We start from the raw sequence: 25,913 nt of genomic DNA on the forward strand, positions 1-25,913 counted from the left end.
TGCTCAGTGCCCGTGAATCGATGCCAGTACGAATTCCCGTGGCGCAAAAAGTGGAGACGCCATCGTGTCACGGGGGCGCAAGACAGGGGCGGCAAAATGCCGCTCAGGGGCCAATAGAAAACATGGGTACGGGATCGGCGTGACCAGAAAATATAAGGTGCTGTTTCTTTGTCGGGACAATTCGATTCGCGGCATCATTGCCGAAGCTTTACTGCGAGAACTGGCGGGACACCGGTTCGAAGCATTCAGCGCGGGCCCCGAGCCGGCTGCGCGAATTCATCCGCTGGCGCTGGCGCAATTGCGGCCCGGCATTTCCGGGCGCGCGATGCTGAGTCCGAAAAGCTGGCTCGAATTCACTGGAGAATGGGCGCCGCGCATGGATGTCGTGATCGCGCTCGACGCTTCGGTCAGCGGACTTCATGCGCCGGTATTTCCCGGCGAGCCGTTATTTCTCGACTGGGCGATCGCCGATCCACTCGCGGGCGGCAACGTATCCGATGACGAGCAGGCGCGTCTTTTCGACAAGACGTTCTGGCAAATCGTGCGGCAGGTGAGCGCTTTTATCGAATTGCCGCAATATGCGCAGCATGCCGCGAATGTTGCGCACGATGCAAATGGAACGAATGGCGGCACAAAAACGGTGCGCGGCGCGGCGGCGCATTTCGAAGCCGGCGCAATTTCAATCGTGCCCTGAGGCAAGCAGGGCGGCCCGGCTTCAACGGCCCTGCTGGCGCGCGAGCGGTGTTCCGGCAAACGGATCTTTCGACCAGTCCACCTGTTTTTTCGGCTGGGGCGTGGGCACCGGCTTTGGCGACAATTCGAAGTGTTCGATACTTTGCCCGGCACTAATGGCCTGCTTGAGCCATTGCGGCATTTCGCCGTTGCCGTCCCAACTGTCTCCGGTCGCATTGCGATAGCGCTCGGCCTGTTTCGCCATCGACTCGGAGGCGAGTGCGGCGGCGAGGTCTTCCGGTTTGATGCCAAACTCGTCCATACGATGGCGGAGATACGCAATCATGCTATCTCGCTTCCTTTCGTCCATAAGATATTCGTCCTTCTAAAACGTCCGGCGTTCTGTCGGTACAGATAGCAGGCAATAGCTGCGAAGCATCGAGCCCAATGAAGAGGGCCGGCCCGCGGTGGGGTTGTTGATTGAAGGGAATGCCACGAGCCGCGTTAAAAAACGTTGCTCCCTGAATTGCAATACGACGGCCTATGCCGAAGACGGTCGCGTGAAAAATCGACCGTCAAACCCGGTGTTTCGATCAGAAAATATTTCAGCATGTCGCAGCGCGGCAAACGGGGCCGGTAGGCCCGGTGTCCGCGATGAAAAAACCTTGTCTCGACGCATTGAGTGCGAATGGCTGGGATCAATTCCACGCTTTCCGTCTTTCACCGGACTTTCGCCGATGCACGGCCGCCGCTTTTTGTGCGTTATGACGACATCATAACGCAATGCGCGCGCAAGGCACGTTTTGTCTGCACGGATTTTATCGGCAAATGCGGTTTATCGAACGGTGTGGACATTTGACCACATCGACGGAACCGCCTCGATTGAATTCCCTCTCGTTCGAACTATAAAAGAACTACAGAAACTGCGGAACGCAGACTTGCTGCCGCTCTTGCGGCGGCCGATTCCGGCGACGCGCGAATGCGTGTCCGACGTCGGTTGCAAGTGTGGCAATTCTTCACCCGTTTAGTTCGATGACCCGTCGCAGCAGTGGCGCATTGGCATCGACCCGTTCCTCGGCCCGCTTGGGCGGCCGGCTTTTTGCGGATCAATTCTTCTGGAGGACGAAAGCTGCTGCGCCGGATGCAAGGAGTCCGGAAATGAAAGTACGCGTATTGATGGTTGCCGCCTGCACCGTGCTGTTTCTCGCACCGAGAACGGCCCATGCGGCGCAACCGGGTGAGCAGCCGGGGTCCGGCATGTCGGGCCGCGAACTGATGCAGCAGAACGCGAACGAATCGGCGCAGGCCACCACCGACATGTCGTTCGGCCGTGGCTGGCAGCCGAGGCAGGAAGCGCAGACGGTGCGCAATGTGTCTTATGGCGGCGCGTCGGAGGGGCAATCGGAAGCGGGCGGCGGTCGCTCATGTGCTTCCGGGGCGCCCTGCAAGGTCTATGTCGGGCAGTGAAGGTCGGCGAGCGGCTCGGCGTGCGGTTGGCGAATCATTGACGACGAGCGGTGCGGAAACGCGGTGCCGCGAAACGATGCGTTTTTAATGCAGCGGTTTTTAAATGCATCTTCAGCGACGAGTGCGGAGCGGCACCGCTTCGCTCATCTTTCACACGGTCTTTCACGCGAGGGCCATGTCGCGCGTCGGGTAGGCGGGGTCGCCGAGGCGCGCGACGATATCGTCGTAACCGCGCGCCGTTTCATTCGTTTCCGGGATGTCGTTATAGCCGCGGAATTCGTCGAGCAACGCGCGCCACGAGCCGTGCCAGCGCGTTTCCCGCAGGCACGCGCCGGACGGATCGGCAATGCGCAGCACGCCGTTGTCCGGGTAGAAAGTCAGCGTGACGAGCCGGCCGTCGATCACGCAGGCGGCGGTGCAGGGGCGGGCGGTAATCATGTGCAATGTCCTTTGAATAAGTGTTGTGCCGGATGCCGACGCGGGCAGCAAGCGCGATGCCCGGGTTCGCAGTTCCATGCGCGATGCTTGACGGCAATTCCGTCGGACCGATAAAGCGATACTCGCAGTATTCCAATGATTGACGACAATTTTTTGTATCTGGCGATGCGCAATCGATGATTCCCTTACGATGCCTATCATTAAGGGTTTTCACGTATCCCGGCAACGCGGAGCAGGAGCCGTGCCGCCGCGCATCGAAGCTCAACGAATGACTCGTTTCGCATCGTCATGCGAACAATCGGTCGATCGATATCGAGGCAGCATCCGGATTGACGAAAATCTTCACGAAAATTTGCAGAGATGATGCATTCGATAATGCGTGTATTGCGATGTTGCGTGACTCGCCTTGCCATTCTTTTACGCGTTTGTTAGCATCACCTGACAGTTTGAAATAGTCATAACGTTGTCGATTCATTGCCAATTTTTATTGGCAACTTCCTGGCCCGGATCAATCGGGCCGTGCTGTGATCGTGCAGTCATCGATATCCTCGCGAGGAAGATGTTATGGCTCGTCGCCGACCCAGCCGCTGACGCCCACACGAGCGCGTGCCTGAAGCCGCACGGCTCGTCGCGCGCCGTGATCCGGAAGAAGTCCGCTTATTCGCTGCATGGGCAAAAGCGCGGCGGCGTTGCGCGATTTTTTCGTCTCGCGAATAAAGGCAACGCGTTGTTCACTTTATTGCATTGTGTTTCGCGCGTCACGATTCACGGTTTATTTTCCACATCGTTGTTTTTGTCCGCCCGTTTTTTCGAGTGCGGGTGCGTAGCACGTCATCGGCAATAACGAGTTTTTCCTATACCAACGACGCAATCAAAAGGAGAGTTGCATGGCTTGCAATACACCGGGTTCGGGATGGGGGCGCGTGACAGCGCTGACGATCGCACTGGCGGTGCTGGCCGCGACGGCGGGGCCCGCGCTCGCGCAGCAAAACGCGCCGGCGGCCGCGCTGCTGCATGTCGAGGCGCGAGTCGTCGCGATCGATCCGGCGACGAATAGCGTGACGCTGCGCGGTCCGCGAGGCGGCGAAGACACGTTCGAGGTGAACCCGCAGGCAGCCGACGTCAGCAAGCTGCATATCGGCGATATCGTGACGATCGCCTACAAGAAGGCAGTGCTGATCGGCGTCGACAGGCTCGCGCCGAACGGCATCCGCAAGCGTGTCGATACCGAAGTCACGCAGCCGGCGGCCAACGGTGTCGTTGCGTCGGCGCGGCGCATCGAGGTCGTGGCGACGGTGCGCAAGATCGATCACAAGAACCGCACGATCACGCTGCGCGGCCCGACGCGCATGGAAACGCTCGACGTGTCGCCCGACGTCGCGCTGGATCAGATCAAGGTTGGCGACTCGGTGCACGCGGTGTTCGTCGCGGCGGTGGCCGCGTCGGTGACGCGAGGCGGCACCGAGGTGAAGTAACGCAGCGTGATCCGCGTCATAGGCGCGGATGCGTGTTGAAGCGCATCATGGATGGACGGCGGTGTCTTTCGATATGAAGCTCGCCGCTGCATCCGGATCGATTGCAACGCGCGAAGGAGCATCGAATGGAACGGAACGAATCGCAGCCTAACGGAGACGCCGAGCGCAGAAAGCTCATCAGCAGCAAGATTCACGTCGGCCTCGCGGCGTTCGGCACGTTATCGTCAATCGCGGGAATCGGCGTGGTCATCATCGGCGGCATCAATTTCGACCGGACGCGGGTACTGGTCGGCGTCGGCATTATCGTCGTGTCGACGATTCTTTATATTTCGATGCTTTTTGTCGACGCGGATTAGCGGTGGCGGGACATTGCTTTTGCAGGATTACGCCATCGCCTCGCCTCGCCTTGCATCGCCTCGCGGCCGGCGAGTATGAAGTACTCGCGAAGTGTTCGTGAAGTACGCGCGGCCCACCCCGATTCACTTTTGCTATCGCCCTCTCCAATACTCGAATTGTTGGCGCATCGCAGCGCCCGTATATTGAGCTGATTAAGTGACCTGACTGAGTGACTCAGCCGGGTGACCTCACCGAAGCGTCGGCACGAACAAGGCGCATAGCAGCGATACAACAACTCGATGGCATGCTGCCCAAGCGTGCCCACAGGAGCATGGCAATGAATCGGATCGATCTGGAGAGGCGCGCGGTCGTCATCACGGGCGGCGCGCGTGGCATCGGTTATGCGGTGGCGCAGCGGGCGTTGCGCTCGGGCGCGTCGGTGGCGTTGTGGGATCTCGACGGCGAGCGTCTCGCGCGCAGCCAGCGCGAACTGGCCGAACTCGGCAAAGTCAGCGCCGTCACGGTCGAATTGACCAACGAAGCCGCGGTCCAGAAAGCGACGGAACAGACCGTCGCCGAACACGGCTCGATCGACGTGCTGATCAATTGCGCGGGCATCACCGGCGGCAACGGCACGACCTGGGAGCTCGAGCCCGACGTGTGGCGCCGCGTGATCGACGTGAACCTGATCGGCCCCTATCTGACCTGCCGCGCGGTCGTGCCGCATATGCTCAGGCAGGGCTATGGCCGCATCGTCAATATCGCGTCGATAGCGGGCAAGGAAGGCAATCCGAATGCCTCGCACTACAGCGCATCCAAGGCCGGCTTGATCGGCCTGACCAAGTCGCTCGGCAAGGAACTCGCGACGAAAAACATCCTCGTTAATGCGGTTACGCCGGCTGCGGCGAAGACCGAGATCTTCGATTCGATGTCGCAGCAGCATATCGACTACATGCTCTCGAAGATTCCGATGAACCGGTTTCTGCTGCCGGAAGAAGCGGCCTCGCTAATCCTCTGGCTGTCTTCGGAAGATTGCGCGTTCAGCACCGGCTCGGTGTTCGATCTGTCGGGTGGCCGCGCCACTTATTGAGCGCGCATCGCGCCCGCCTGAAACGCGCATCGCACATGCATTGACGATGCCTTGACGCATCCCACACGGAGTCCCTTCATGGCCATGCCTACCATCCGGCACGTGCGTGCCTTCATCGTTCGCGGCGGCGGTGCGGACTATCACGATCAAGCCGGAGGACACTGGATCGACGATCACATCGCGACACCTATGGCGCGTTATCCCGAGTATCGGCAGAGCCGCCAGTCGTTCGGCATCAACGTGCTCGGCACGCTGGTCGTCGAGATCGAGGCGAGCGACGGCACGGTCGGCTTCGCGGTGACGACCGGCGGCGAGATCGGCGCGTTCATCGTCGAGAAGCATCTCGCGCGCTTTCTCGAAGGACAGCTCGTGACCGACATCGAGAAGATGTGGGATCAGATGTACTTCGCGACGCTCTATTACGGACGCAAGGGCATCGTGCTCAACACGATTTCCGGCGTCGATCTCGCCCTGTGGGACCTGCTCGCGAAGGTGCGCAAGGAGCCCGTATATCAGCTATTGGGCGGTCCGGTGCGCGACGAACTGGTGTTCTATGCGACCGGCGCGCGGCCCGATCTCGCGAAGAACATGGGCTTTATCGGCGGCAAGCTGCCGTTGCAGCACGGTCCCGCCGAGGGCGAAGCGGGGCTGAAGCAGAACCTCGAAAAACTTGCCGACATGCGTTCGCGCGTCGGCGACGACTTCTGGCTCATGTACGACTGCTGGATGAGTCTCGACGTGCGTTATGCGACGCGGCTCGCGCAAGGCGCGCACGAATACGGCCTCAAATGGGTCGAGGAGTGTCTTCCACCTGACGATTACTGGGGTTACGCCGAACTGCGCCGCAACGTGCCGCGCGGCATGATGGTGTCGACCGGAGAACACGAGGCGACGCGCTGGGGCTTTCGCATGCTGCTCGAGATGCAGTGCTGCGATCTGATCCAGCCGGACGTGGGCTGGTGCGGCGGCATTACCGAACTGATCAAGATTTCCGCGCTCGCCGATGCGCACAACGTGATGGTGGTGCCGCATGGTTCGTCGGTGTACAGCTATCACTTCGTCGTCACGCGGCACAACTCGCCGTTCTCCGAGTTCCTGATGATGGCGCCGAAGGCCGACGAAGTCGTGCCGATGTTCAACCCGCTACTGCTCGACGAGCCCGTGCCCGTGAATGGCCGCATGAAGGTGCCGGACACGCCGGGCTTCGGCGTGCGGCTCAATCCGGAATGCGCGCTGGTGCGGCCTTATCCACGCTGAGCACGCTGAGCACGCTGAGCACGCTGAGCACGTTGGGCGCATTACGCCTGCCCCAAACGACGAATGAAGCAAAGGAGAATGACGTGCTGCTCAAGGACAAAGCGGTGATCGTCACCGGCGGCTCGCGTGGCATCGGCCGCGCGATCGCGGTGGCCTGCGCCCGCGAAGGCGCGGACGTGGCGATCAACTACTGGGGCGATAACGACGCATCGTATGGCCGCCGCTCCGCCGTCGCGGAAGTGGTCGACGAAATCGAGGCGCTAGGGCGGCGCGTGATCGCGGTGGAGGGCAACGTCGCCGAGCGCGACACGGGCCAGCAACTGGTGCGCCGCACGGTCGACGCATTCGGCAAGGTCGACGTGCTCGCGAGCAATGCCGGCATCTGCCCGTTTCACGCGTTTCTCGACATGACGCCTGAGGTGCTCGAAGCGACGGTCGCGGTCAATCTGAACGGCGCGTTTTATGTCACGCAGGCCGCCGCGCAGCAGATGAAAAAGCAGGGCACGGGCGGTGCGATCGTCGCGACGAGTTCGATCAGCGCGCTGGTGGGCGGCGCGATGCAGACGCATTACACACCGACCAAGGCCGGCGTGCATTCGCTGATGCAGTCGTGCGCGATTGCGCTTGGACCGTTCGGCATCCGTTGCAATTCGGTGATGCCCGGTACGATCGCAACCGACCTCAACGCGGAAGACCTTGCCGATGAAGCGAAGAAAGCCTACTTCGAGAAGCGCATTCCGCTTGGTCGCCTGGGGCGCCCTGAAGACGTCGCCGATTGCGTGGTGTTTCTCGCCTCGGACCGCGCGCGCTATGTGACGGGCGCGGCGCTGCTCGTCGATGGCGGCCTGTTCGTCAATTTGCAATAAGCGCGCGAGTCGAGCGCAATAGCCATGCTTGCGTCAATTCACCGTGGCGGGCGTAATGGGTGTATCGGGTGTATCGGCCGCGTTGCCGACGGACACGCCTTCGTCACGCGCGAGCTTGCGCGAGAAACCGCGCAGCAGTTCGATGAAACGCAGCGCCGGTTCGGCGAGCGGTTCTTCCTTGCGTGTGAGAATGCCGAAGCCCGCGAGGCTCTTGCCGATTTCGAGCGGCAACGCGACGAGCAGGCCGCCGCGCACATGATCGCGCACGACCGACTCCGGCAGCATCGCCACCGCATCGTAGTTTTCGAGCAATTGCAGCGTCGCGAAGATCGACGCGCATTCGGTCAGATTGACCGGCGTCGCGAGCCCTTCACGCGCGAGTTCTTCCTCGAACAGCACGCGCGCCGGACTCGTGACCGGCTGCGCGACCCACGGCCAGTCGACCAGTTCGCGCAGCGTAATGCGCGCGCGGCGCGCGAGCGGATGCACGGCGCGCACGACGAGCAGCAGCGTTTCGCGCGCGAGCGGCTCGAAACTGAAGTCGTTGTGCTGCAGAGGATTCGTCAGGCGTCCGAGTGCGAGGTCTATTTCGCGGCGATGCAGCAATTGCACGACCTGGTCGCTTGTTTCGCCGAGAATGCGCACGTTGAGCAGCGGGCTTTCGGTCTTCAGCACGGCCACCGACATCGCCAGCAGATCGGGCGCGGCGCCCATGATCGCGCCGACGGTCAATTGCCCGTGACCGCCGCGCCGTTTGACGTCGAGGTCTTCGGCGAAGCGCGTGAGTTCGGCGAGCGCGCGCCGCGCGTAGGCGAGCGTGACGACGCCGAGCGGCGTGGGCGTCATGCCGCGCGCGTTGCGCTCGAAGAGCAGGAAGCCGAAGGCTTCCTCGATATCGCCGAGCATGCGGCTCGCGCTGGGCTGGGCAACGTTGACGGCCTCGGCGGCCTGATGGAGATTGCGGGTGTCGTCGAGTGCGACGAGCAGGGCGAGGTGTTTGAACTTGAGCCGGTTGACGAGTGAGACGGCGGCTGAATGTTGGCTCATGGTTCCGGTGCGATTCGGTTTGTGGATCGCCCAATCCCAACAACGGATTGAGATGCTATCGACGCTGGAATTATAGTCGTTCCATACGCTTCCCCGAGAAAGCGACGAACCGCAAGCATCGTGTAGGGTGGAGACAGGCCGCAATGGAGACAATCGCTTTCCGGATGGTGCTCAACCCCGGCATGCGCGAGGAATACGAACGGCGTCACGCGCAGATCTGGCCCGAGCTGGTTGACGCGCTGCACCACGCCGGCGTGCGCGACTACAGGATTTTCTTCGATCCCGGTTCGCATCATCTTTTCGCCATCCTGACACGCACGAGCGAGCACACGATGGACCAGTTGCCGCAACTCGCGATCATGCGCAAATGGTGGGATTACATGGCCGACATCATGCGAACCGAGTCCGATCACACACCGTTTCAGCAGAGGCTCGAACCGGTTTTTCAGCTCGGCGGTTGAGTACCGCATACCGTTGAGTACCGCCGGGTGCCGGTGACTATGGCCGGGCACCGCAGGAACGAATCTCACGAACGAGCCTCGAAACGCTTTTCACTCGACGAAGGTGCCGCATGCAGGTTGTCGATTCGCATATTCATCTGTGGGACCTGAAGACGCATCGCTACCCGTGGCTCGACAATCCGGGCGTGTCGTTCGTCGGCGACGCGCGTGATCTGAAGCACGACTATCTGCTCGACGATCTGCTTGGCGAAGCGGGCGAGATCGAAGTGCTCAAACTCGTGCACGTCGAGGCGAATCACGATCCCGCCGATCCGGTCGAAGAAACGCGCTGGCTTCAGTCGATTGCCGATCGCAAGGAATCGCGCGGCATGCCGAATGCGATTGTCGCTGCCGTCGATCTGTCCGCGGCGAACGCACCCGCGCTGCTCGAAGCGCATGCGTCGTTTGCGAATACGCGCGGCATCCGGCAGATTCTCAACGTGCACGACAACAGGCTGTTCGATTACGTCGGCCGCCACTTCATGCGCGAGCCGCAATGGCGCGAGCATTTCGCGCTGCTGCGCCGGCATGATCTGTCGTTCGATCTGCAACTGTATCCGTCTCAAATGGAAGAGGCCGCCGCGCTGGCACGCGAGCACGCCGACACGCTTTTTATCGTCAACCATGCGGGCATGTTCGTCGATCGTAATAGCGTGGCCGGTTATCGCGCGTGGCGCGAGGGCATGCGTAGGCTCGCGGCTTGCCCGAACGTCGCGGTGAAGATCAGCGGCCTCGCGATGTTCGATCACCGCTGGACCGTCGAAAGCCTGCGGCCTTATGTGCTCGAAACGATCGATACGTTCGGCGTCGAGCGCGCGATGTTCGCGTCGAACTTTCCCGTCGACCGGCTGTTCGGTTCGTATACGGAGTGGTGGAGCGCGTATGCGGCGATCGTCGCCGATGCGAGCGAGGCTGAAAAGAACGCGCTGTTTCGCGGCAATGCGGAACGTTGTTATCGCATTTGACGCGGTACAACCGAGGCACGGAAAGAACGCAGAAGCAGCGAGGCGGCAATGCGGAAGAATCCGCAAAAAAACCCGCTGAAAACCCCGGCGAAAAAAGACTCAGGAGACAGGCAGTGCAGCAATCCTCATCCGCCGTGCCGCGACTCGAATTACGGCATGCGAGCAAATCATTCGGCCGCGTGCGCGCGCTGGCCGACGGCGATCTCGTGCTGTGGCCCGGCGAAGTGCATGCGCTGCTCGGCGAGAACGGCGCGGGCAAGTCGACGCTCGTGAAGATACTGGCCGGCGTGCATCAGCCCGATGCCGGCGAACTGCTCGTGAACGGCGCGCCGCGCCGCTTTGCAACGCCCGCCGAAGCGCGCGATGCCGGGCTCGCGGTCATCTATCAGGAACCGACGCTGTTCTTCGATCTGTCGATCGCGGAAAACATCTTCATGGGCCGGCAGCCGGTCGACCGCTTCGGCCGCATCCAGTACGAGGCGATGCATCGCGAAGTGGACGAGCTGCTCGCATCGCTCGGCGTCGAGTTGCGCGCCGATCAGCTCGTGCGCGGTCTGTCGATTGCGGATCAGCAGGTGATCGAAATCGCGAAGGCGTTGTCGCTGAACGCGAGCGTGCTGATCATGGACGAGCCGACCGCCGCGTTGTCGCTGCCCGAAGTCGAGAGGCTCTTCGCGATCGTGCGCAAGCTGCGCGAACGCGACGTGGCGATCCTCTTTATCACGCATCGGCTCGACGAAGTGTTCGCGCTCACGCAGCGCGTGACGATCATGCGCGACGGCGCGAAAGTGTTCGACGCCTTGACCGCCGATCTGACGACCGACGCGATCGTCGCGAAGATGGTCGGCCGCGATCTGGAAACGCTTTATCCGAAAGCCGATTGCGCGCCGGGCGAGGTGCGGCTGTCGGTGCGCGGGCTGACGCGCATCGGCGTGTTCAAGGACATTTCGTTCGAGGTGCGCGCAGGCGAGATCGTCGCGCTCGCGGGTCTCGTCGGCGCGGGACGTAGCGAGGTCGCGCGCGCGATCTTCGGTATCGATCCGCTCGATGCCGGCGAAGTGTGGCTCGCGGGCCGGCGCCTCGAAACCGGCAAGCCGGCCGCCGCGGTGCGCGCGGGACTCGCGCTCGTGCCGGAAGACCGCCGCCAGCAAGGGCTCGCCCTGGAACTCAGCATTGCGCGCAATGCCTCGCTGACGGTGCTCGGCCGCCTCGTGCGCCACGGCCTGATTTCGACGCGCAGCGAGACGGAACTCGCGAACCGATGGGGCACGCGCCTGCGCCTGAAAGCGGGCGATCCGCATGCGCCGGTCGGCACGCTGTCGGGCGGCAATCAGCAGAAGGTCGTGCTCGGCAAGTGGCTCGCGACCGGTCCGAAAGTGCTGATCATCGACGAGCCGACGCGCGGCATCGACGTCGGCGCCAAAGCCGAGGTGTATGGCGCGCTCGCCGAACTCGTGCGTGACGGCATGGCCGTGTTGATGATTTCGAGCGAGTTGCCCGAAGTGCTCGGCATGGCCGATCGCGTGCTCGTGATGCACGAAGGGCGCATCAGCGCCGAGATCGCGCGCGCCGACGCGAACGAGGAGCGCATCATGGGCGCCGCGCTCGGTCAGGGTCTTTCACCATTGGGACGTGCGGCATGATGCGCCATTCGACTCATCCCGCACCGGTCCGGCCGTCGCTGCCGAAACGCTCGTCGGGCACATCGGGCGGCCTCGTCGCAAGCATCGCGAGAAGCCGCGAAACCACCTTGTTCGTCGTCCTGATCCTGCTGATCGTCGGCACCGGGCTCGCCAGGCCGCAGTTCCTCAATCTGCAGAATCTGCGCGACTTGCTGCTCAACGTGTCGATCATCAGTCTGCTGACGGCCGGCATGACCGTCGTGATCCTGATGCGGCATATCGATCTGTCGGTCGGCTCGACGGTCGGCGTCAGCGCATATGCGGTCGGCAGTCTCTACGTCGCGTTTCCGCATATGCCGGTGCTCGTTGCGCTCGCGGCGGGGCTCGCGATCGGTCTCGTCGCGGGCGGCATCAACGCGCTGCTGGTCGCGGTGGGACGCGTGCCGTCGCTCGTCGCGACGCTCTCCACGCTCTACATCTTTCGCGGCGCCGACTACGCGTGGGTGCATGGCGGCCAGATCAACGCGACCAGTCTGCCCGACGCGTATTCGCGGCTCGCCACCGGCACGCTGCTCGGCATCCCGACGCTCGCGCTGATCGCGGCCGTCGTGCTCGCGGGGCTGTCGGTCTATCTGAAGCAGTTTCGCGGCGGCCGCGAGCACTATGCGATCGGCTCGAACCCGGAAGCCGCGCGGCTCGCGGGTGTCAACGTCGAGCGGCGCGTGATGGCGGGCTTTCTGCTGTCCGGCGCAATCGCGGGCTTTGCGGGCGCGTTGTGGCTCGCGCGCTTCGGCACCGTCGATGCGAGCACCGCGAAGGGCATCGAATTGCAGGTCGTGGCGGCGGCGGTGGTCGGCAGCGTCGCGATCACGGGCGGCGTCGGCACGATACTCGGCGCGACGCTCGGCGCGCTCGTGCTCGGCGTCATCAGCATCGCGCTCGTGGTGCTGCACGTATCGCCGTTCTGGGAGCAGGCGATCCAGGGCGCGCTGATCGTCGCCGCGATCGCCGCCGATACCTTGCTGGCCCGCTCCGTCGCCAAACGCATGATGAGGAAACGCGATCATGGCTAAACCCGATTCCGCGCTGCTCACGCGCAAACGCGAAACGCCGCTGCAATGGGAAGCCTTGCTCGTGCTCGTGCTGATTGCGTCGCTCGGGCTCGGGCGCTGGCTCTCGCCGGTGTTTCTGACGGGCGCGAACCTGAGCAACGTGCTCGCCGATCTGACCGAGATCGCGTTGATGGCGCTGCCGATGACGCTCATCATCGTCGCGGCCGAAATCGATCTTTCCGTTGCATCGGTGCTCGGCGCCTCCAGCGCCTTGATGGGCGTGCTGTGGCATATGGGTTTGCCGATGCCGGTCGTGATCGTGCTCGTATTGATCGCCGGGGCATTGGCCGGGCTGCTCAACGGTCTCGTGATCGTCAGGCTGAACCTGCCTTCGCTCGCGGTTACGATCGGCACGCTCGCGCTGTTTCGCGGCCTCGCGTATGTGCTGCTCGGCGACCAGGCGGTCGCCGATTTTCCCGCGGGTTATACGGCGTTCGGCATGGACACGCTCGGCGCGAGCTTTATTCCGTTGCCGTTCGTCATCATGATCGTCGCGGCCGTGCTGTTCACGGTATTGCTGCAAGCCACCGCGTTCGGCCGCAGCCTCTATGCGATCGGTGCGAATCCGACTGCCGCCGCGTTCTCCGGCATCGAGGTCGCGAAGATCCGGCTGCGTCTGTTCGTGCTGTCGGGGCTCGTCAGCGCGCTGGCCGGCATCGTCTATACGCTGCGTTTTACGAGCGCGCGCGGCGATAACGGCGAGGGCTTCGAGCTGTCGGTGATCGCGGCGGTGCTGTTCGGCGGCGTCAGCATTTTCGGCGGACGCGGCTCGATGGTCGGCGTGCTGCTGTCGCTGCTGATTATCGGCGTGCTGAAAAACGCGCTGACGCTCGACGACGTTTCGAGCGAAACGCTGACCATCGTGACCGGTGTGCTGCTGCTCGCGTCGGTGCTGATACCGAACCTCGTCGCGCGTTGGCGTGCGGCGCGCGACCGGCGCTTCATCGCAAAGTCCGCGGCGGCATCCACTGCTGAGGCTGCTTCGGTTTCCTGATAGTTCCGTATCTCCGTAGTCCCAACGACCGATAACCCGGGTCTTCCGATGCCCGACAACAACGCAGGAGACACTTCATGTTCAAACCTCTACGTCACACCGGTATGGCTGCGCTGTGCGCCGCGTTGCTCGCGGTCAGTTGCAGCGGCGCATGGGCCGCGGACCTCAAAAGCGGCCTGAAAATCGCGTTTCTGCCGAAGCAGATCAACAACCCCTATGAAGTGATCGCCGACGATGGCGGCATGGCCGCGATCAAGGAGTTCGGCGGCGTGGGCAAGGTGGTGGGACCGTCGGATGCGGGCGCGTCGTCGCAGGTTTCGTACATCAACACGCTGATTACGCAGCATCAGGATGCGATCGTGATTGCCGCGAACGATGCGAACGCGGTCGTGCCGTATCTGAAGAAGGCGATGGGCCAGGGCATCAAGGTCGTCACGTTCGATTCCGACACCGCGCCCGAGGGCCGGCAACTGTTCGTGAATCAGGCGAACGCGGAAGGCATCGGCCGGGGCCAGGTGCAACTCGTATCGAAGCTGATGGGCGGCGAGGGCGAGTTCGCGATTCTGTCGGCCACGCCGAACGCGACCAATCAGAACACCTGGATCAAGTGGATGCAGGAAGAACTGAAGAAGCCCGAGTACGCGAAGATCAAGCTCGTGAAGATCGCCTACGGCAACGACGACGATCAGAAGTCGTTCGTCGAAACCCAGGGTCTGTTGCAGGCGTATCCGAACCTGAAGGCGATCGTCGCGCCGACCACGGTCGGAATCGCGGCGGCGGCGCGCTATATCTCGTCGTCGTCGAGCAAGGGCAAGGTGGCCGTGACGGGCCTCGGGACACCTAACCAGATGCGCGCGTTCGTGAAGAACGGCACCGTGCAGGCGTTCCAGTTGTGGGACCCGAACCAGCTCGGCTACCTCGCCGCGTATGCGGCGGCCGCGCTCGCGTCGGGCAAGATCACCGGCAAGGAAGGCGAATCGTTCGATGCCGGCAAGCTCGGCAAGCGCACGGTCGGTGCGCACGGCGAAATCATCCTCGGACCGCCGACCACGTTCGACGCGAGCAATATCGACAACTTCAATTTCTAGGCTCGGTGTTGGCAGGCTCGCTATTCGGCGCGTAGGGTGGCTACGCGCCAGCGGCGGGCATCGACCGGATTCGAGGCGCACGGCCTGTCCGGGTACGGTCTGTTAAAGCGGCACGTCACGCTGCATTGCGGTCTGAACTGCACGTGGACGGCCGCGTTCGAACCGGGAGGCTGGGTGGCCTGAAGCGCTGGCTTTACTGAAGCGCTCGAAGCCAGCGCGTATAACTGCGTGGCGAAAACACCAGCGTCAACGCGATCATTGCGGCGATGCAGCCGGCGAGCATGATCCACGCGGCAACGAAGCCGCCGCTCCAGCCGCGCACGATGCCGGCCACGAGCGGCGCGAGCGCCGCGACGATAAAACCGACACCCTGCGTGAATGCGACCAGTTGACCGGCCACGCGATGATCGGCCGAGTGGTCCATCGCCGTGACGAGCGTCAGCGAAAACACGCCGCCGAGTCCCGCGCCGGCCATGCCGACCCACAACAGCGGCGCGCCGTCGGGCCAGAAGATCAGGCCCAGCACGCCGGCCAGTTGCGCGGAGAGACCGAGCGCGAGCCACGGCCGGCGGTCGCGGAACGGCGCCGCGGCGAGCGGCAGCAGCAAAGCCGAGATGGCCTGAAACAGCGTCATCACCGCGAGCAGTGAGCCGCTTGCCTCGACACTCGCGCCGTGCTGCTGATAGAACGCGGGCAGCCATGCGACGAGACTCGTATAGCCGCCGTTGACGATGCCGAAGTAGAGGCCGAGCGTCCATGCGCGTGGCGTGACCCAAGGCGAGAAGCGTGCGGTGGACGTTGCGGCGGGCTCATGCGCGGCGTGGGGGGCGGTGTGTCCGCGCGTCAGCCGCCACCAGCACGCAAGCGCGATGCAGGCCGGCATCGCCCAGACCGCGAGACCCGCGTGCCACGATTGCGCCGCGCGGCTCACCAAGGGGCTCAGGCTCGCGCCGAGACCGCCGCCGCCCATGATCGACGCGGAGAACACGCCCATCGCGAGCGGCACGCGCGCGGGAAAGCGCTGCTTGATGACGGCGGGCAGCAGCGCCTGAATCGCGGCGACGCCCGCGCCGGCCAGCAAGGCCGTCGCGAGCAGGGTCGCGCCGCTCGATGCGAGCGCGCGTGCCGCGCAGGCCAGCGCGATCGCGAGCAGGCCGAGCGCGACGCCGCGCGTTTCGCCGAGGCGGCGCGTCAACGCGGCCGCGCCGAATGCGCCGAGCCCCATCGCGACGACCGGCAGGCTCGTCAGCAGCGACGCGCCGTAGAAGCTGAGGCCGGTGGCGTTGCGGATCGTCGTCATCAGCGGGCTGATCGACGTGAGCAACGGCCGCAGATTGATGCCGATCACGACGATCGCGCCGAGCCACACGATGTCGTGCCACGTCAGTGCGGCATGGACCACGTGGTTGGCGTGGTTCGCGGAGGTGCGGGACGAGCGGGCGCTGGAGGACGAATTCACGATGGACCTGAAGGCAAAAAGCGGCGCGGCCTGACAAGAGCAACGGCGGCGCGGAATGGAACCGGGCGAGCAGCGGCGCATGCGTGCGCCGGAGCCCGATGGGGCGGGCGGCGCGGAAACGGAAAAAACCGCTGAAAGCTTTCTTTTGGTTAGCCATAATAACCTGAAATGGTTAACCATTTTGAGGAATGTCCGGTATAAGCCGTCACATAAGCCGCGATGCAGGCTGAGCCGCGAGCGCCTTGGCGTCTCGCATGGGCCACCGCTAGAATGCCAGGCGATGCCGCGATGCCGCGATGCCGCGATGCCGGCTTGCCGCTCAGGAGCGGCTAAGGTGCCGCTTACGCGCGGGCTGGACGCCGCGGGCGTGCAAGGCGGCATCGCCCATGCTCGCCGGCTTTACACCGGCTCTGCATGGTCTTCGCTCCATCGTTACCCGCTTTTTCCGTCACTGAATTCATGGCCTCACGTACCCGCCGTCCTTTACCTGCCGAATCCGCCGCGCCTGCTACAGGGACGACAGACGACACCGCGCCGAGCGTCGAAGAGCGCATCTACACATCGATTACCGCGGCGCTCCTGCAAGGCCGTCTGCGGCCGGGCGCGCAACTGGTCGAGCGCGACCTCGCGGCGGCGTTCGGCTGCACGCGCGGCGCGCTGCGCAAGGTGCTCGCGCGACTAGGCTTCGAGGGCAAGCTCGTGCTTGAGGCGAATCGCGGCGCGTTCGTGCCGTCGCCGTCGGAGGAGGACATTCGTCAGGTGTATCGCGCGCGGCAGATCGTCGAGGCGGGCATCGCCGCGTCGCTGTGCGGCGCGCTGAGCGCCGCTCACAAGCGCCGTCTGCGTGCGCATGTGCGCAGCGAGGAGAAGGCGCTGCGCACGGGTGCGATCGACGAATCCGTGCGCCTCGCCGGCCAGTTTCACGTGCTGCTGACAGAACTCGCGGGCGGCACCGAACTGCTCGGCATGGTCGGGCAACTGGTCGCGAAGACCGAGCTGTACAAGGCGCTGTTCGATCCGTCGAAGGGTTCGAGCTGTTCCGCCGACGAGCACGCGCGCATCATCGACGCGCTCGATGCCGGCGACCTGCCGGCCGCGCTGGCGGCGATGCGCGAGCATCTATCGGAACTCGAGGAGCGGGTGATCGAGCAGGTGCGCAGAAGCGCAGCGGCAGAGGATCTGGGGGCGGTGTTCGGGGGGTAGGGGGCCGTGCGCGCAGCATGCGGTGCGAGGTGTGCCTTCCCGCTACTTGCGCGCACTGCATCGCCGCATCTTGCGGGTACGCAGTGCGCCATGCGCTGCTTCAGCTTATCTCCGCCGCGCAGCCTGCGTCGGGCGGGGCGCGCCGCCGCTCGGGCGCTCGTCCTTGTGGCGGAAATTGATGCGGCCTTTGGTCAGGTCGTAGACCGACATTTCGAGCGTCACGCGATCGCCCGCCAGAATGCGGATGTGGTTCTTGCGCATGCGTCCCGATGCGTAAGCGCCGACCACGACGCCGTTGTCGAGCGTCACGCGGTAGCGGCTGTCCGGAAGCACTTCGTCGACGATACCGTCAAGTTCAATCAGTTCTTCTTTCGCCATGCATAACTCCTGGTCGATGGATGATGAGTAGAGAGCCGGTCGCCGGCAAAACCGGGCGACGCGGCCTAGAATACGTGGTTGGGCGGGGTGTCGCGCCGGAGCGCGCCGCCGGCCCGTGCCTGCGATGGCGCCGGCCGCCCTGGCCGCTCAAAGATCGGCGACCGACTGGCCGTTCACCTGGCCGTCGATGAGCCGTTCGGCGTGCGCCATGCAGGCGATGCGCGCCTTGCCCATGCCGTCGAACGGAAACAGATACTGCAGGCGGAACACCCGGCCGTCGGCGGCCGCATTCGCGCCGACGCGGCAGATGCGCACCGACGCGTCGTAGCCGGCGCCGGGATCGCGGCTCGTCTGCGCGCCCGCCGGGCGGTGCGGATAAACGAGCGGATGAATTTCGTAACCCTTGTAGGTCTTGACTGCTGGATTCATGAACAACGTGTCCTGTATGGCGTGATCCGCGTGGCGCGCGTGATGATGTACGGCGCGACGGCGCGGACCGGGCGGCGCAGCCCCGAAGGCGCGCCGCGATGAAAAAGGGTTGGCACAGGCCAGGCTAACCGGCCGGGCAGGCTCAATGACAATGGCTCGAGCGGCCGCGCGAAATCGCGGATTCGACGGAAAAAACACGCTGAAGTCGCGCGGACGCCGCGCGCATCGGACGCATGAAGCTGAACCGCTCAGTTGTACGACTCGCGACGGCGAATGCATGCGGCGCATTGCCGGGGTGACGGGATCGCCGGCGAGCGGCGGTCGAACAGTCGGGGGTGGTGCGGAGATGCCGGTTTGAGACTGCCTGGTGCTGCCAGTGCTGCTGGGTGCGAAATGCAACTATTGCAATATGATGCCTTAAATGGGCCTGATTGGATAGTGCAAAGTTCCGCGCACGCCCCCCATGTGCCCCGCATCGCCCGTCTGGCGGGGCTTTGCACGCAGGCGTGCGGACCCGGCATCATGCCGTCGATGTCGCGGCGGCGGCCATCGGTCGCGATGCCCGGCCCATCTCGCTACAATGGCGCGTTGCGAGCCGGGCCGGCGCGCGCGCTTTACCACCCGGCTTCGGCGAGCCGCATCGCTGCGCTATTCGCGGCCCGCACCCTTGCCGCCTTCTTCGAACCCCGCGTTTATCTCATGCGCAATCAGAACGTGTCGCCTGTCAAAGACCTGCTGCTCAAGCGCTACGCGCCGATCGCCGACGGCATCGCCGCGCTGCTCTATCCGTGCGCCGAAGTGGTGATTCACGATCTGCGCGATCAGACCGTCGCGTATCTGGCGAACAATCTGTCGCGACTCGAGGTGGGCGCGCCGTCGGTGCTCGACGACGCGCACTTCGCGGCGCGCGGTCAAACCATCGGCCCGTACGAGAAGTTGAACTGGGACGGCCGTCGCATGCGCTGCGTGAGCAACATCCTGTTCGACGACGACGGCAGGCCCGCCGGCATGCTGTGCGTGAACTTCAATATTGCGGTGTTCGAGGACGTGCGCTCGACGCTCGATCTGTTCATCAAGGGCGGCTCGATGACCGACGCGCCCGCCGAGGATCTGTTCCGCGACGACTGGCAGGACCGCATCAACACCTATCTGCATACCTGGCTGCGCGAACGGCAGATCGGCATCAATGCGCTCACGCGCGAGCACAAGCGCGAAATCGTCGAGGCGCTGCATGCGCAGGGCGCGTTTCGCGGACGCAGCTCGGCGAACTACGTGGCCGCGGTGCTGACGATGGGCCGCGCGACCGTCTACAAGATTCTGAAGCAGCTGAAAGAGGGCGGCTGATGCGTGCTTGAACGCACGCGGACCGCACTTGCAAATGTTTCGATCGAACCCGATATGAGGACTGATACCGTGCGCTACCGGCACTACAAGGGCGGCATTTACGAACTGATTTGCGAGGCGACGCTCGAATCCGATCCGACGGTCACGATGATCGTCTACCGGGCGGCCAATGGTACGATCTGGACCCGGCCCGCGACAGTGTTTTTCGAGCTTGTCGAGCTTGACGGCGTGAAGGCGCCGCGCTTTGCGCCGATCGACGATTGATACCGCACATGAGCCGTGAACGAGCGGCAGATGCGTGCTAAATGCGTGGTAAATGCGCCTCAACGCGGTCTGCCGGAACGATAGAAACGGATAGAAACACAGGAAAACCCACAGGAAAACCCACAGGAAAACCCACAGGAAAACCGAATGCGTCTATTGCTTGCCATCCTTCTGCCGTGGTTGCAGTTCTTCACGATTGGCCGTCCGTTCGCGGGCATCATCTGCCTGATCCTGCAGGTCACGCTGATCGGCTGGGTGCCGGCCGCGATCTGGTCGGTCTATGCGCTGAGCCAGTACAACACGGACAAGAAGATTTCCCGCGCGCTCGGCAACGGGCGCTGAGTCACCGGCCCTGAATCACAGGTATTGAATCGCGGGCCTTGAATTACGAGCCTTGAACCGCGGGCGCTAAGTCGCTGCCTCGCTCCTCAGCGCGCCGGCAATTCGATCGCGTCCGGCACTTCGATCACGAGATCGGTTTCGGCGATCGCCACGCACGGCAGGATATAACCCTCGGTCTTTTCCTCGCGGCTGAGGCCCGGCCATTCGATCGTGTAACGCACGCGGCCGGCCGTCATCCTGCACAGACAGGTACGGCATGTGCCATTGCGGCACGAACGCGGCAAACGCAGATTCGCGAAAGCGGCGGCTTCGAGAAGCGTCAGCGAATCGGGGGCTTCGAAGCTCTGGCCGAGCGGTTCGACGCGAACCAGAGGCGGGCGGATGGAGTCGGGCATCGTGCGAATGAGGGGCGGCGCGCGGCAGCGAGCGGTCGAGCGCGACACTTTACACGCAATCGCGCGGCCGGTTTCGCAGTTGTTTCCGCAGTTTTGCCCTCACCGCCGTTTTCGCGCCTTTCTTTGCCGTTGCGCCATACCGCGCCGCAACATGCACCGGCGTGTGCGGCGAAATGCGCATCAGGAGCCCATTGAAGGCACCTCGAATCGCGCACCGAATCGCACACCACCAGCACGCATCTCAAGGAAAACCCAGGTAAGGCTTGCGCCTTGCGCGAACTCGTCTAAAGTGAATCAATTCACCTCGGCGCGCCGCGAACTCGCTGCCGCAACAAGGTGACGGCCCGCGTCGGCTGCATGGGACAAGGAGGAACGAGCGGCGGACACGACAGGATGCAACCCGTGCGCGCATTACCGCATCACCTCATGCGCGGCAATTTTCCAGGTGATTCCCATGCAGATCCAATTCCCGAACGAAGCGCCTGAATATTCAGGTCGCGAACTGACCCTGGCGTTTCCCGCGATGATCGACGGGCAGAGGGTGGAGTGCATGATCACTGCGGAAGCCCTCGAAGATCACTTCGGCGCGTTATCGCCGCGGCTCGAAGACATGGTCGTCGCATTCGACGCGCACCGGCCCCGCATCGAGGCCGCCACGCGCCGCCTGCTGTCGGAGACGCGGGCGCAATGCCTCGTGCTTAGAAGCGGCTATGTGCGCTTCTACGAGGCCAACTGGCGCAATTGAGCGACGCCGTTTGGGCGCCGCCTGGGCGCTTATGTGAGCGCTGCTGAACGCTGCCCGAGCATTGTCCACGCCGCGCCGTGCAAGATCGCGGCGAGCGTGTTTCTGCGCGCCTCGCGCTCAGATCATCCGCCGCAGCGCGCGATCCTTGAAGATCACGTGATGCACGATCGCCGCCAGCGCGTGCACGCCGATCACCCCGTAGAACACGTTGCCGAGCAATTCGTGCGCGTCCTTGAGCAGCGGGCGGGCGATCGAATCCGCGCCGATCAGCGTGAAGCCGATGCCGGTCCCCGCGAGCGTGACCGGGTGGCCGCCGGCGTTGAGCATCAGCATGCCCAGCAGCGGCTGCACGAAGATGAAGAGGTAGAGCGCGAGGTGCACGGCGCGTGCCGCGAACGCGAGCAGCCGGGTGTTTTCGATTTCCTCGGGCGCGCCGGCCCAGAGTTTCCAGAGCAGCCGCAAGACCGATAGCGAGAGCACGAGCGTGCCCGCCCACAAATGAATGCCGGTCCAGAACGCGCGGCTGTCGGAGCCGCGCGGGCCGCGTATCTCGATGGCCAGATAGGCGAGCGCGACGAGCAGGAAAATGATCCAGTGGAAAAAGACGGCGGGCCTCGTGTAGCGGTCCGTCGCGCGGTTATAGGAAGACATGCGGGGCTCCTCGGGAGAAGTCGGTCGTTTTCGGAATCAACGGATGATAAACGGTGCCAGGGGGTGGCTGCAGTTTCGGAGAACGATCGTCGATCTTTGCTTAAGCGCCCCTTAGCCGGGACGCGAGCGGCGCCGGGGCACGGGCTGGCGGTTGCCCGGCAGTTGCCTGACCGTGGCTGACGTGCCGCGAGGCTGCCGGGTGGCGTGCCCCGTTTGGGGCCGCTCGTCTGGTCCGCCCGTCCGGTTTCACTGCCGGGGTTCACCGCCTGGGGCCGCTGCCCGCTGCCCGCCCCGTTCGCACGCGCGGCCGCGCCCCGGAAGCGTCGCCACGCGCCGACGTCCTTACTCGCTGCCGAGATAGAAATAACGGAACAGGAAAATCGCCGCGATGATCCACACGACGAGCTTCACCTGGCGCGCCTGGCCCGTCAGCAGCTTGAGGCCCGCGTACGAGATGAAGCCGAACGCGACACCGTTGGCGATCGAGTAGGTGAACGGCATCAGCAGCGCGGTCAGCGCGGCCGGCACGACTTCGGTCGCGTCGTCCCACGGCAGATCGAGCATTTCGCGCAGCATCAGGCACGACACGTAGAGCAGCGCGGGCGCGGTCGCGTAGGCGGGCACCACGCCCGCGAGCGGCGCGAAGAAGAGCGCCGCGAGAAACAGCACGGCGACCGTGATGGCGGTCACGCCGGTGCGCCCGCCCGCCTGCACGCCCGACGCGCTTTCGATATACGCGGTCGTCGACGAGGTGCCGAGCAGCGAGCCGGCGAGGATCGCGGTGCTGTCGGCGAGCAGCGCGCGGTTCAGCCGGTGCATCTTGCCCTCGACGAGCAGCCCCGCGCGATTCGCGACGCCCATCAGCGTGCCGGTTGCATCGAACAGTTCGACGAGGAAGAACACGAGCACGACGTTCAGCACGCCCGACGACAGCGCGGCGCGGATGTCGAGCTGGAACAGCGTCGGCGTGATCGACGGCGGCGCGGACACGACGCCGTGAAACTCGTTGCCGCCGAAGAAAAAGCTCAGGATCGTCACGCCGACGATGCCGATCAGGATCGCGCCGCGCACGCGCAGATAGTCGAGCGTGACGATGCCGAAGAAGCCGATCGCAGCGAGCACGACGTGCGGGTCGTGCAGATTGCCGAGCGTGACGAGCGTGGCCGGATTGCCGACCACCACGCCGGCCGACTTCAGCGAAATGATCGCCAGAAAGAGGCCGATGCCGCCGGTGATCGCGATGCGGATCGAGTGCGGAATGCCCTTGACGATCACCTCGCGCACGCGGAACAGCGTGACGATCAGGAACAGGCAGCCGGAGATGAACACCGCGCCGAGCGCGGCCTGCCACGTATAGCCCATGCCTTTCACGACCGTGTAGGCAAAGTACGCGTTCAGGCCCATGCCGGGCGCGAGCGCGATCGGGTAGTTCGCGTAGAAGCCCATGATGATCGAGGCGAGCGCGGCCACGAGGCAGGTTGCGACGAACACCGCGTCTTTCGGCATGCCGGCGTCGCCGAGAATCGCCGGGTTGACGAAGATGATGTAGGCCATCGTCAGGAAGGTGGTCACGCCGGCGAGCACTTCGGTGCGCAGGTTGGTGTCGACGGCGTCGAAGCCGAAGTAGCGTTTGATCGAGTCCATGTGGCGGGTCTTTTCTCTCTCGTCGTTCTGAAGGTGTTGTTTGCGGCGTGGGGCGGGTGTTTCTGTGGCGTTGCTGCGGCGTTTCTGTTTCTGTGATTGATGCGGGTGCTTCGATTTTCTTCGATTCACCGCGGCGGGGGCGGCAGCGCGGCCCGTGCGCGGCGGCGGTTCCCGACCGTGCTGCGGGCACCGCGCCAGCGTTATCGCGGAATTGTAATCACGAATGGCGGCGCTCCGGCGTTCGCGGCGGCTTGCGCGGCGCGCCGGGGCCCGTCAGCCGGTGGATTGGCCGTCCGAGTGTGGCGTCGGCGCATCACTGCGCGTTATTGCGCACCATCGCGCCTCATGGTGCATCGCCGCGCGGCACGTTGCGCGCGAGCCAGCGATCGAGTTCGCCCGCGAACGTTTTGCCGTCGCGCGGGCTGAAGGCGGACGGGCCGCCCGTATCGACGCCGCTGCCGCGCAACTGGTCGAGCATCGCGCGCATCCGCAGCCGTTCCTCGATGGTGCCGGGCGTGAACCAGTTGCCGCGCGGATCGAGCGCGTGCGCGTTCTTTTCCAGCACGGCGGCGGCGAGCGGGATGTCGGCGGTGATGACGAGATCGCCTGCGGCGACGCGCTCGACGATCAACTGATCGGCGGCGTCGAAACCGGCCGGCACCTGGATCGCGCGAATCAGCGGCGAGGGCGGCACGCGCAGAAACGTATTGGCGACGAGCGTCAGCGACACGCCGGTACGGCGCGCCGCGCGAAAGAGCATGTCCTTGACGACGGCCGGGCAGGCGTCGGCATCGACCCAGATTGGCATGGTGCGGGCTCCGGCTGCTGTGCCGCGGCTGCGCGGCGGCGAGGGTATCGAAGGGCCGTGATGATACCTCGCCGCGGCCCGCAAGCGCGAACTGACGGCCGCCACGGCTCAGCGCATCGTCGCCGCTCAGTGCACCGTCGCCGCCTCGGAGTGCTGCTGCGCGCGCCGCTCGGCGACGATGCGGCCTGCTCGCTGGGCGCTGACCGGATAGCCGAGCCAGTCGAGCGGTTCGTAGCCGGCGGCGCGCCACTCGGCGAGATCGGCGCGCACCTGGGCGCGCGTTGGCGACGCCGCCGGGTCGGCTTGCGCTACGGCTGGCGCGCACACGGTGCCGATACAGGCGGCGGCCAGCAGTACGCCGCATTCGATACGGGAAAGTTTTTTCATGACAGGCTCTCGCTCAGAACATCCGACCCTCACGGCGCGGACGGCTTGCCGAAGCGCTCCAGCACCGCGCTGACGAGGTCGATCGGCAGCGGAAACACGATCGTCGAGTTCTTGTCGGCGGCGATCGTCGTCAGCGTTTGCAGGTAGCGCAGTTGCATCGCCTGCGGCTGCCGGGCGAGCGTCTGCGCGGCTTCGAGCAGTTGCCGCGACGCCTGCAGCTCGCCTTCCGCGTGAATCACCTTGGCGCGCCGCTCGCGCTCGGCTTCCGCCTGGCGCGCAATCGCGCGGATCATCGTTTCGTTGATGTCCACGTGCTTGATCTCGACGATCGACACCTTGATGCCCCACGCGTCGGTCTGCGCGTCGAGCACCTTCTGGATGTCGGCGTTCAACTGCTCGCGTTCCGACAGCAACTGGTCGAGGTCGTGCTTGCCGAGCACCGCGCGCAGCGTGGTCTGCGCAAGCTGGCTGGTCGCCTCGAAGTAGCGCGCGACCTGGATCACCGCCTTCTCGGGATCGACCACGCGGAAATACACGACCGCGTTGACCTTGACCGAGACGTTGTCGCGCGTGATGACGTCCTGCGGCGGCACGTCGAACACGACCGTGCGCAGATCCATGCGCACCACCTGCTGCACGACCGGGACGATCAGCACGAGCCCCGGGCCCTTGACCTTCCAGAAGCGCCCGAGCATGAACACGACGCCGCGCTCGTATTCGCGAAAAATCCGCACCGACGACGCAATCAGCGCCGCGGCAAGCAGGATCAGGATGCTGCTGAAGCCGAATGTAAAACCGATCATGAGCGTTCTCCTTTTATCTGGGCGCCGGCCGGCGTGACCGGCACGACCGGCACGACCGGCACGACCGGCTCGACCGGCTCGACGCTCAGCGTGAGGCCGTGGCGCGCGGTCACGCGCACGCGGTCTCCGGGC

31 protein-coding genes are annotated in these 25,913 nt (G+C 64.3%); 19 read left to right on the forward strand and 12 right to left on the reverse strand.

The genetic code is table 11. The annotated features are described in order from the left end of the window. The first annotated feature begins 139 nt into the window (after window positions 1–139). Window positions 140–694, forward strand: a complete 555-nt coding sequence (locus F3J20_RS15660) for an arsenate reductase ArsC (protein WP_167283831.1) — start codon at window positions 140–142, stop codon at window positions 692–694. A gap of 21 nt (window positions 695–715) precedes the next feature. Here F3J20_RS15660 and F3J20_RS15665 read toward each other — a convergent pair whose 3' ends face one another. Beyond that, on the reverse strand, window positions 716–1,042 hold the full coding sequence (locus F3J20_RS15665) for an H-NS family nucleoid-associated regulatory protein (RefSeq protein ID WP_167041474.1): 327 nt from the start codon (window positions 1,040–1,042) through the stop codon (window positions 716–718). Window positions 1,043–1,360: 318 nt separating this feature from the next. Between F3J20_RS15665 and F3J20_RS15670 the strand changes: the two genes are divergently transcribed. Together F3J20_RS15670 and F3J20_RS15675 are read left to right on the forward strand one after the other, a co-directional pair. Further along, window positions 1,361–1,531, forward strand: coding sequence for a hypothetical protein (locus F3J20_RS15670; protein ID WP_167041477.1), 171 nt, complete (start codon window positions 1,361–1,363; stop codon window positions 1,529–1,531). A 299-nt stretch (window positions 1,532–1,830) separates the two neighbouring features. Then, window positions 1,831–2,139 (forward strand): hypothetical protein, encoded by a 309-nt coding sequence (locus F3J20_RS15675; RefSeq protein WP_167283832.1) that lies wholly within the window; start codon window positions 1,831–1,833, stop codon window positions 2,137–2,139. Window positions 2,140–2,301: 162 nt separating this feature from the next. Here the strand turns inward: F3J20_RS15675 and F3J20_RS15680 are convergent, their stop codons facing one another. Then, window positions 2,302–2,577, reverse strand: coding sequence for a hypothetical protein (locus tag F3J20_RS15680; protein ID WP_167041482.1), 276 nt, complete (start codon window positions 2,575–2,577; stop codon window positions 2,302–2,304). A gap of 887 nt (window positions 2,578–3,464) precedes the next feature. Between F3J20_RS15680 and F3J20_RS15685 the strand changes: the two genes are divergently transcribed. From F3J20_RS15685 to F3J20_RS15705, 5 genes are all read left to right on the forward strand, one after another. Then, on the forward strand, window positions 3,465–4,052 hold the full coding sequence (locus tag F3J20_RS15685; RefSeq protein WP_167283833.1) for a hypothetical protein: 588 nt from the start codon (window positions 3,465–3,467) through the stop codon (window positions 4,050–4,052). A 125-nt stretch (window positions 4,053–4,177) separates the two neighbouring features. After that, window positions 4,178–4,408, forward strand: coding sequence for a hypothetical protein (locus F3J20_RS15690; RefSeq protein WP_167041489.1), 231 nt, complete (start codon window positions 4,178–4,180; stop codon window positions 4,406–4,408). A gap of 317 nt (window positions 4,409–4,725) precedes the next feature. Then, window positions 4,726–5,478: an SDR family NAD(P)-dependent oxidoreductase gene (locus tag F3J20_RS15695; protein ID WP_167283834.1), complete on the forward strand. Its 753-nt coding sequence runs from the start codon at window positions 4,726–4,728 to the stop codon at window positions 5,476–5,478. A gap of 78 nt (window positions 5,479–5,556) precedes the next feature. Then, window positions 5,557–6,735 (forward strand): L-rhamnonate dehydratase, encoded by a 1,179-nt coding sequence (rhmD, locus tag F3J20_RS15700; protein ID WP_167283835.1) that lies wholly within the window; start codon window positions 5,557–5,559, stop codon window positions 6,733–6,735. Between the two features lie 83 nt (window positions 6,736–6,818). After that, on the forward strand, window positions 6,819–7,601 hold the full coding sequence (locus F3J20_RS15705; protein ID WP_167041498.1) for an SDR family NAD(P)-dependent oxidoreductase: 783 nt from the start codon (window positions 6,819–6,821) through the stop codon (window positions 7,599–7,601). A gap of 33 nt (window positions 7,602–7,634) precedes the next feature. Here the strand turns inward: F3J20_RS15705 and F3J20_RS15710 are convergent, their stop codons facing one another. Beyond that, window positions 7,635–8,648 carry a LysR family transcriptional regulator gene (locus F3J20_RS15710; protein ID WP_167041501.1) on the reverse strand — a complete coding sequence of 338 codons (1,014 nt, stop codon included), beginning with the start codon at window positions 8,646–8,648 and terminating at the stop codon, window positions 7,635–7,637. 143 nt (window positions 8,649–8,791) lie between these two features. On the opposite strand from F3J20_RS15710, the gene F3J20_RS15715 reads away from it, so the two are divergent. The 6 genes from F3J20_RS15715 (at window position 8,792) to rhaS (ending at window position 14,929) form a co-directional block, all read left to right on the forward strand. Further along, window positions 8,792–9,109, forward strand: coding sequence for an L-rhamnose mutarotase (locus F3J20_RS15715; RefSeq protein ID WP_167041504.1), 318 nt, complete (start codon window positions 8,792–8,794; stop codon window positions 9,107–9,109). Between the two features lie 110 nt (window positions 9,110–9,219). Then, a complete protein-coding gene (locus F3J20_RS15720; protein WP_167283836.1) occupies window positions 9,220–10,113 on the forward strand; it encodes an amidohydrolase family protein in 894 nt (297 codons plus the stop codon). Window positions 10,114–10,226: 113 nt separating this feature from the next. Further along, complete coding sequence (locus F3J20_RS15725; RefSeq protein ID WP_167041510.1) at window positions 10,227–11,756, forward strand: sugar ABC transporter ATP-binding protein; 1,530 nt, start codon at window positions 10,227–10,229, stop codon at window positions 11,754–11,756. Then, on the forward strand, window positions 11,753–12,808 hold the full coding sequence (locus tag F3J20_RS15730) for an ABC transporter permease (protein ID WP_167283837.1): 1,056 nt from the start codon (window positions 11,753–11,755) through the stop codon (window positions 12,806–12,808). The genes F3J20_RS15725 and F3J20_RS15730 overlap by 4 nt, the downstream gene beginning before the upstream one ends. Further along, a complete protein-coding gene (locus F3J20_RS15735) occupies window positions 12,801–13,841 on the forward strand; it encodes an ABC transporter permease (protein ID WP_167283838.1) in 1,041 nt (346 codons plus the stop codon). The genes F3J20_RS15730 and F3J20_RS15735 overlap by 8 nt, the downstream gene beginning before the upstream one ends. A 77-nt stretch (window positions 13,842–13,918) precedes the next feature. Next, window positions 13,919–14,929, forward strand: coding sequence for a rhamnose ABC transporter substrate-binding protein (gene rhaS, locus F3J20_RS15740; protein WP_167041518.1), 1,011 nt, complete (start codon window positions 13,919–13,921; stop codon window positions 14,927–14,929). A 193-nt stretch (window positions 14,930–15,122) separates the two neighbouring features. On the opposite strand, the gene F3J20_RS15745 is transcribed toward rhaS, so the two are convergent. Beyond that, complete coding sequence (locus tag F3J20_RS15745) at window positions 15,123–16,331, reverse strand: cyanate transporter (protein ID WP_345889892.1); 1,209 nt, start codon at window positions 16,329–16,331, stop codon at window positions 15,123–15,125. Window positions 16,332–16,847: 516 nt separating this feature from the next. On the opposite strand from F3J20_RS15745, the gene F3J20_RS15750 reads away from it, so the two are divergent. After that, entirely contained in the window at window positions 16,848–17,591 is a 744-nt protein-coding gene (locus tag F3J20_RS15750) for a GntR family transcriptional regulator (RefSeq protein ID WP_205299311.1), read from the forward strand. A gap of 105 nt (window positions 17,592–17,696) precedes the next feature. Here the strand turns inward: F3J20_RS15750 and infA are convergent, their stop codons facing one another. Next, window positions 17,697–17,969, reverse strand: coding sequence for a translation initiation factor IF-1 (infA, locus tag F3J20_RS15755; RefSeq protein WP_167283840.1), 273 nt, complete (start codon window positions 17,967–17,969; stop codon window positions 17,697–17,699). A gap of 147 nt (window positions 17,970–18,116) precedes the next feature. Continuing rightward, a complete protein-coding gene (locus tag F3J20_RS15760) occupies window positions 18,117–18,398 on the reverse strand; it encodes a hypothetical protein (RefSeq protein WP_167041527.1) in 282 nt (93 codons plus the stop codon). 699 nt (window positions 18,399–19,097) lie between these two features. Between F3J20_RS15760 and F3J20_RS15765 the strand changes: the two genes are divergently transcribed. The 3 genes from F3J20_RS15765 (at window position 19,098) to F3J20_RS15775 (ending at window position 20,348) form a co-directional block, all read left to right on the forward strand. Then, window positions 19,098–19,742 (forward strand): PAS domain-containing protein, encoded by a 645-nt coding sequence (locus tag F3J20_RS15765; RefSeq protein WP_167041531.1) that lies wholly within the window; start codon window positions 19,098–19,100, stop codon window positions 19,740–19,742. A 54-nt stretch (window positions 19,743–19,796) separates the two neighbouring features. Continuing rightward, window positions 19,797–20,006, forward strand: coding sequence for a DUF1653 domain-containing protein (locus F3J20_RS15770; protein ID WP_167283841.1), 210 nt, complete (start codon window positions 19,797–19,799; stop codon window positions 20,004–20,006). Window positions 20,007–20,153: 147 nt separating this feature from the next. Beyond that, entirely contained in the window at window positions 20,154–20,348 is a 195-nt protein-coding gene (locus F3J20_RS15775) for a YqaE/Pmp3 family membrane protein (protein ID WP_167041537.1), read from the forward strand. Between the two features lie 86 nt (window positions 20,349–20,434). Here F3J20_RS15775 and F3J20_RS15780 read toward each other — a convergent pair whose 3' ends face one another. Next, window positions 20,435–20,743 carry a 2Fe-2S iron-sulfur cluster-binding protein gene (locus F3J20_RS15780; RefSeq protein ID WP_167283842.1) on the reverse strand — a complete coding sequence of 103 codons (309 nt, stop codon included), beginning with the start codon at window positions 20,741–20,743 and terminating at the stop codon, window positions 20,435–20,437. Window positions 20,744–21,197: 454 nt separating this feature from the next. Between F3J20_RS15780 and F3J20_RS15785 the strand changes: the two genes are divergently transcribed. Then, a complete protein-coding gene (locus F3J20_RS15785; RefSeq protein WP_167041543.1) occupies window positions 21,198–21,488 on the forward strand; it encodes a DUF1488 domain-containing protein in 291 nt (96 codons plus the stop codon). Window positions 21,489–21,605: 117 nt separating this feature from the next. On the opposite strand, the gene F3J20_RS15790 is transcribed toward F3J20_RS15785, so the two are convergent. The 5 genes from F3J20_RS15790 to F3J20_RS15810 form a co-directional block, all read right to left on the reverse strand. After that, the gene (locus F3J20_RS15790; protein ID WP_167283843.1) at window positions 21,606–22,139 is read right to left on the reverse strand and encodes a cytochrome b/b6 domain-containing protein; all 534 of its coding nucleotides are present in this window, start codon (window positions 22,137–22,139) and stop codon (window positions 21,606–21,608) included. A gap of 342 nt (window positions 22,140–22,481) precedes the next feature. Next, on the reverse strand, window positions 22,482–23,783 hold the full coding sequence (locus F3J20_RS15795) for an NCS2 family permease (RefSeq protein WP_167041549.1): 1,302 nt from the start codon (window positions 23,781–23,783) through the stop codon (window positions 22,482–22,484). Between the two features lie 343 nt (window positions 23,784–24,126). Then, window positions 24,127–24,591, reverse strand: a complete 465-nt coding sequence (locus tag F3J20_RS15800; RefSeq protein WP_167041552.1) for a YaiI/YqxD family protein — start codon at window positions 24,589–24,591, stop codon at window positions 24,127–24,129. 126 nt (window positions 24,592–24,717) lie between these two features. After that, complete coding sequence (locus F3J20_RS15805) at window positions 24,718–24,978, reverse strand: DUF4148 domain-containing protein (protein WP_167041555.1); 261 nt, start codon at window positions 24,976–24,978, stop codon at window positions 24,718–24,720. A gap of 29 nt (window positions 24,979–25,007) precedes the next feature. Continuing rightward, window positions 25,008–25,781, reverse strand: coding sequence for a slipin family protein (locus F3J20_RS15810; RefSeq protein ID WP_167041558.1), 774 nt, complete (start codon window positions 25,779–25,781; stop codon window positions 25,008–25,010). Window positions 25,782–25,913 lie beyond the last annotated feature (132 nt).

It is taken from the genome of Paraburkholderia sp. Cy-641 (assembly GCF_011752945.1).
In the GTDB taxonomy this organism is placed as follows: Bacteria; Pseudomonadota; Gammaproteobacteria; order Burkholderiales; family Burkholderiaceae; genus Paraburkholderia.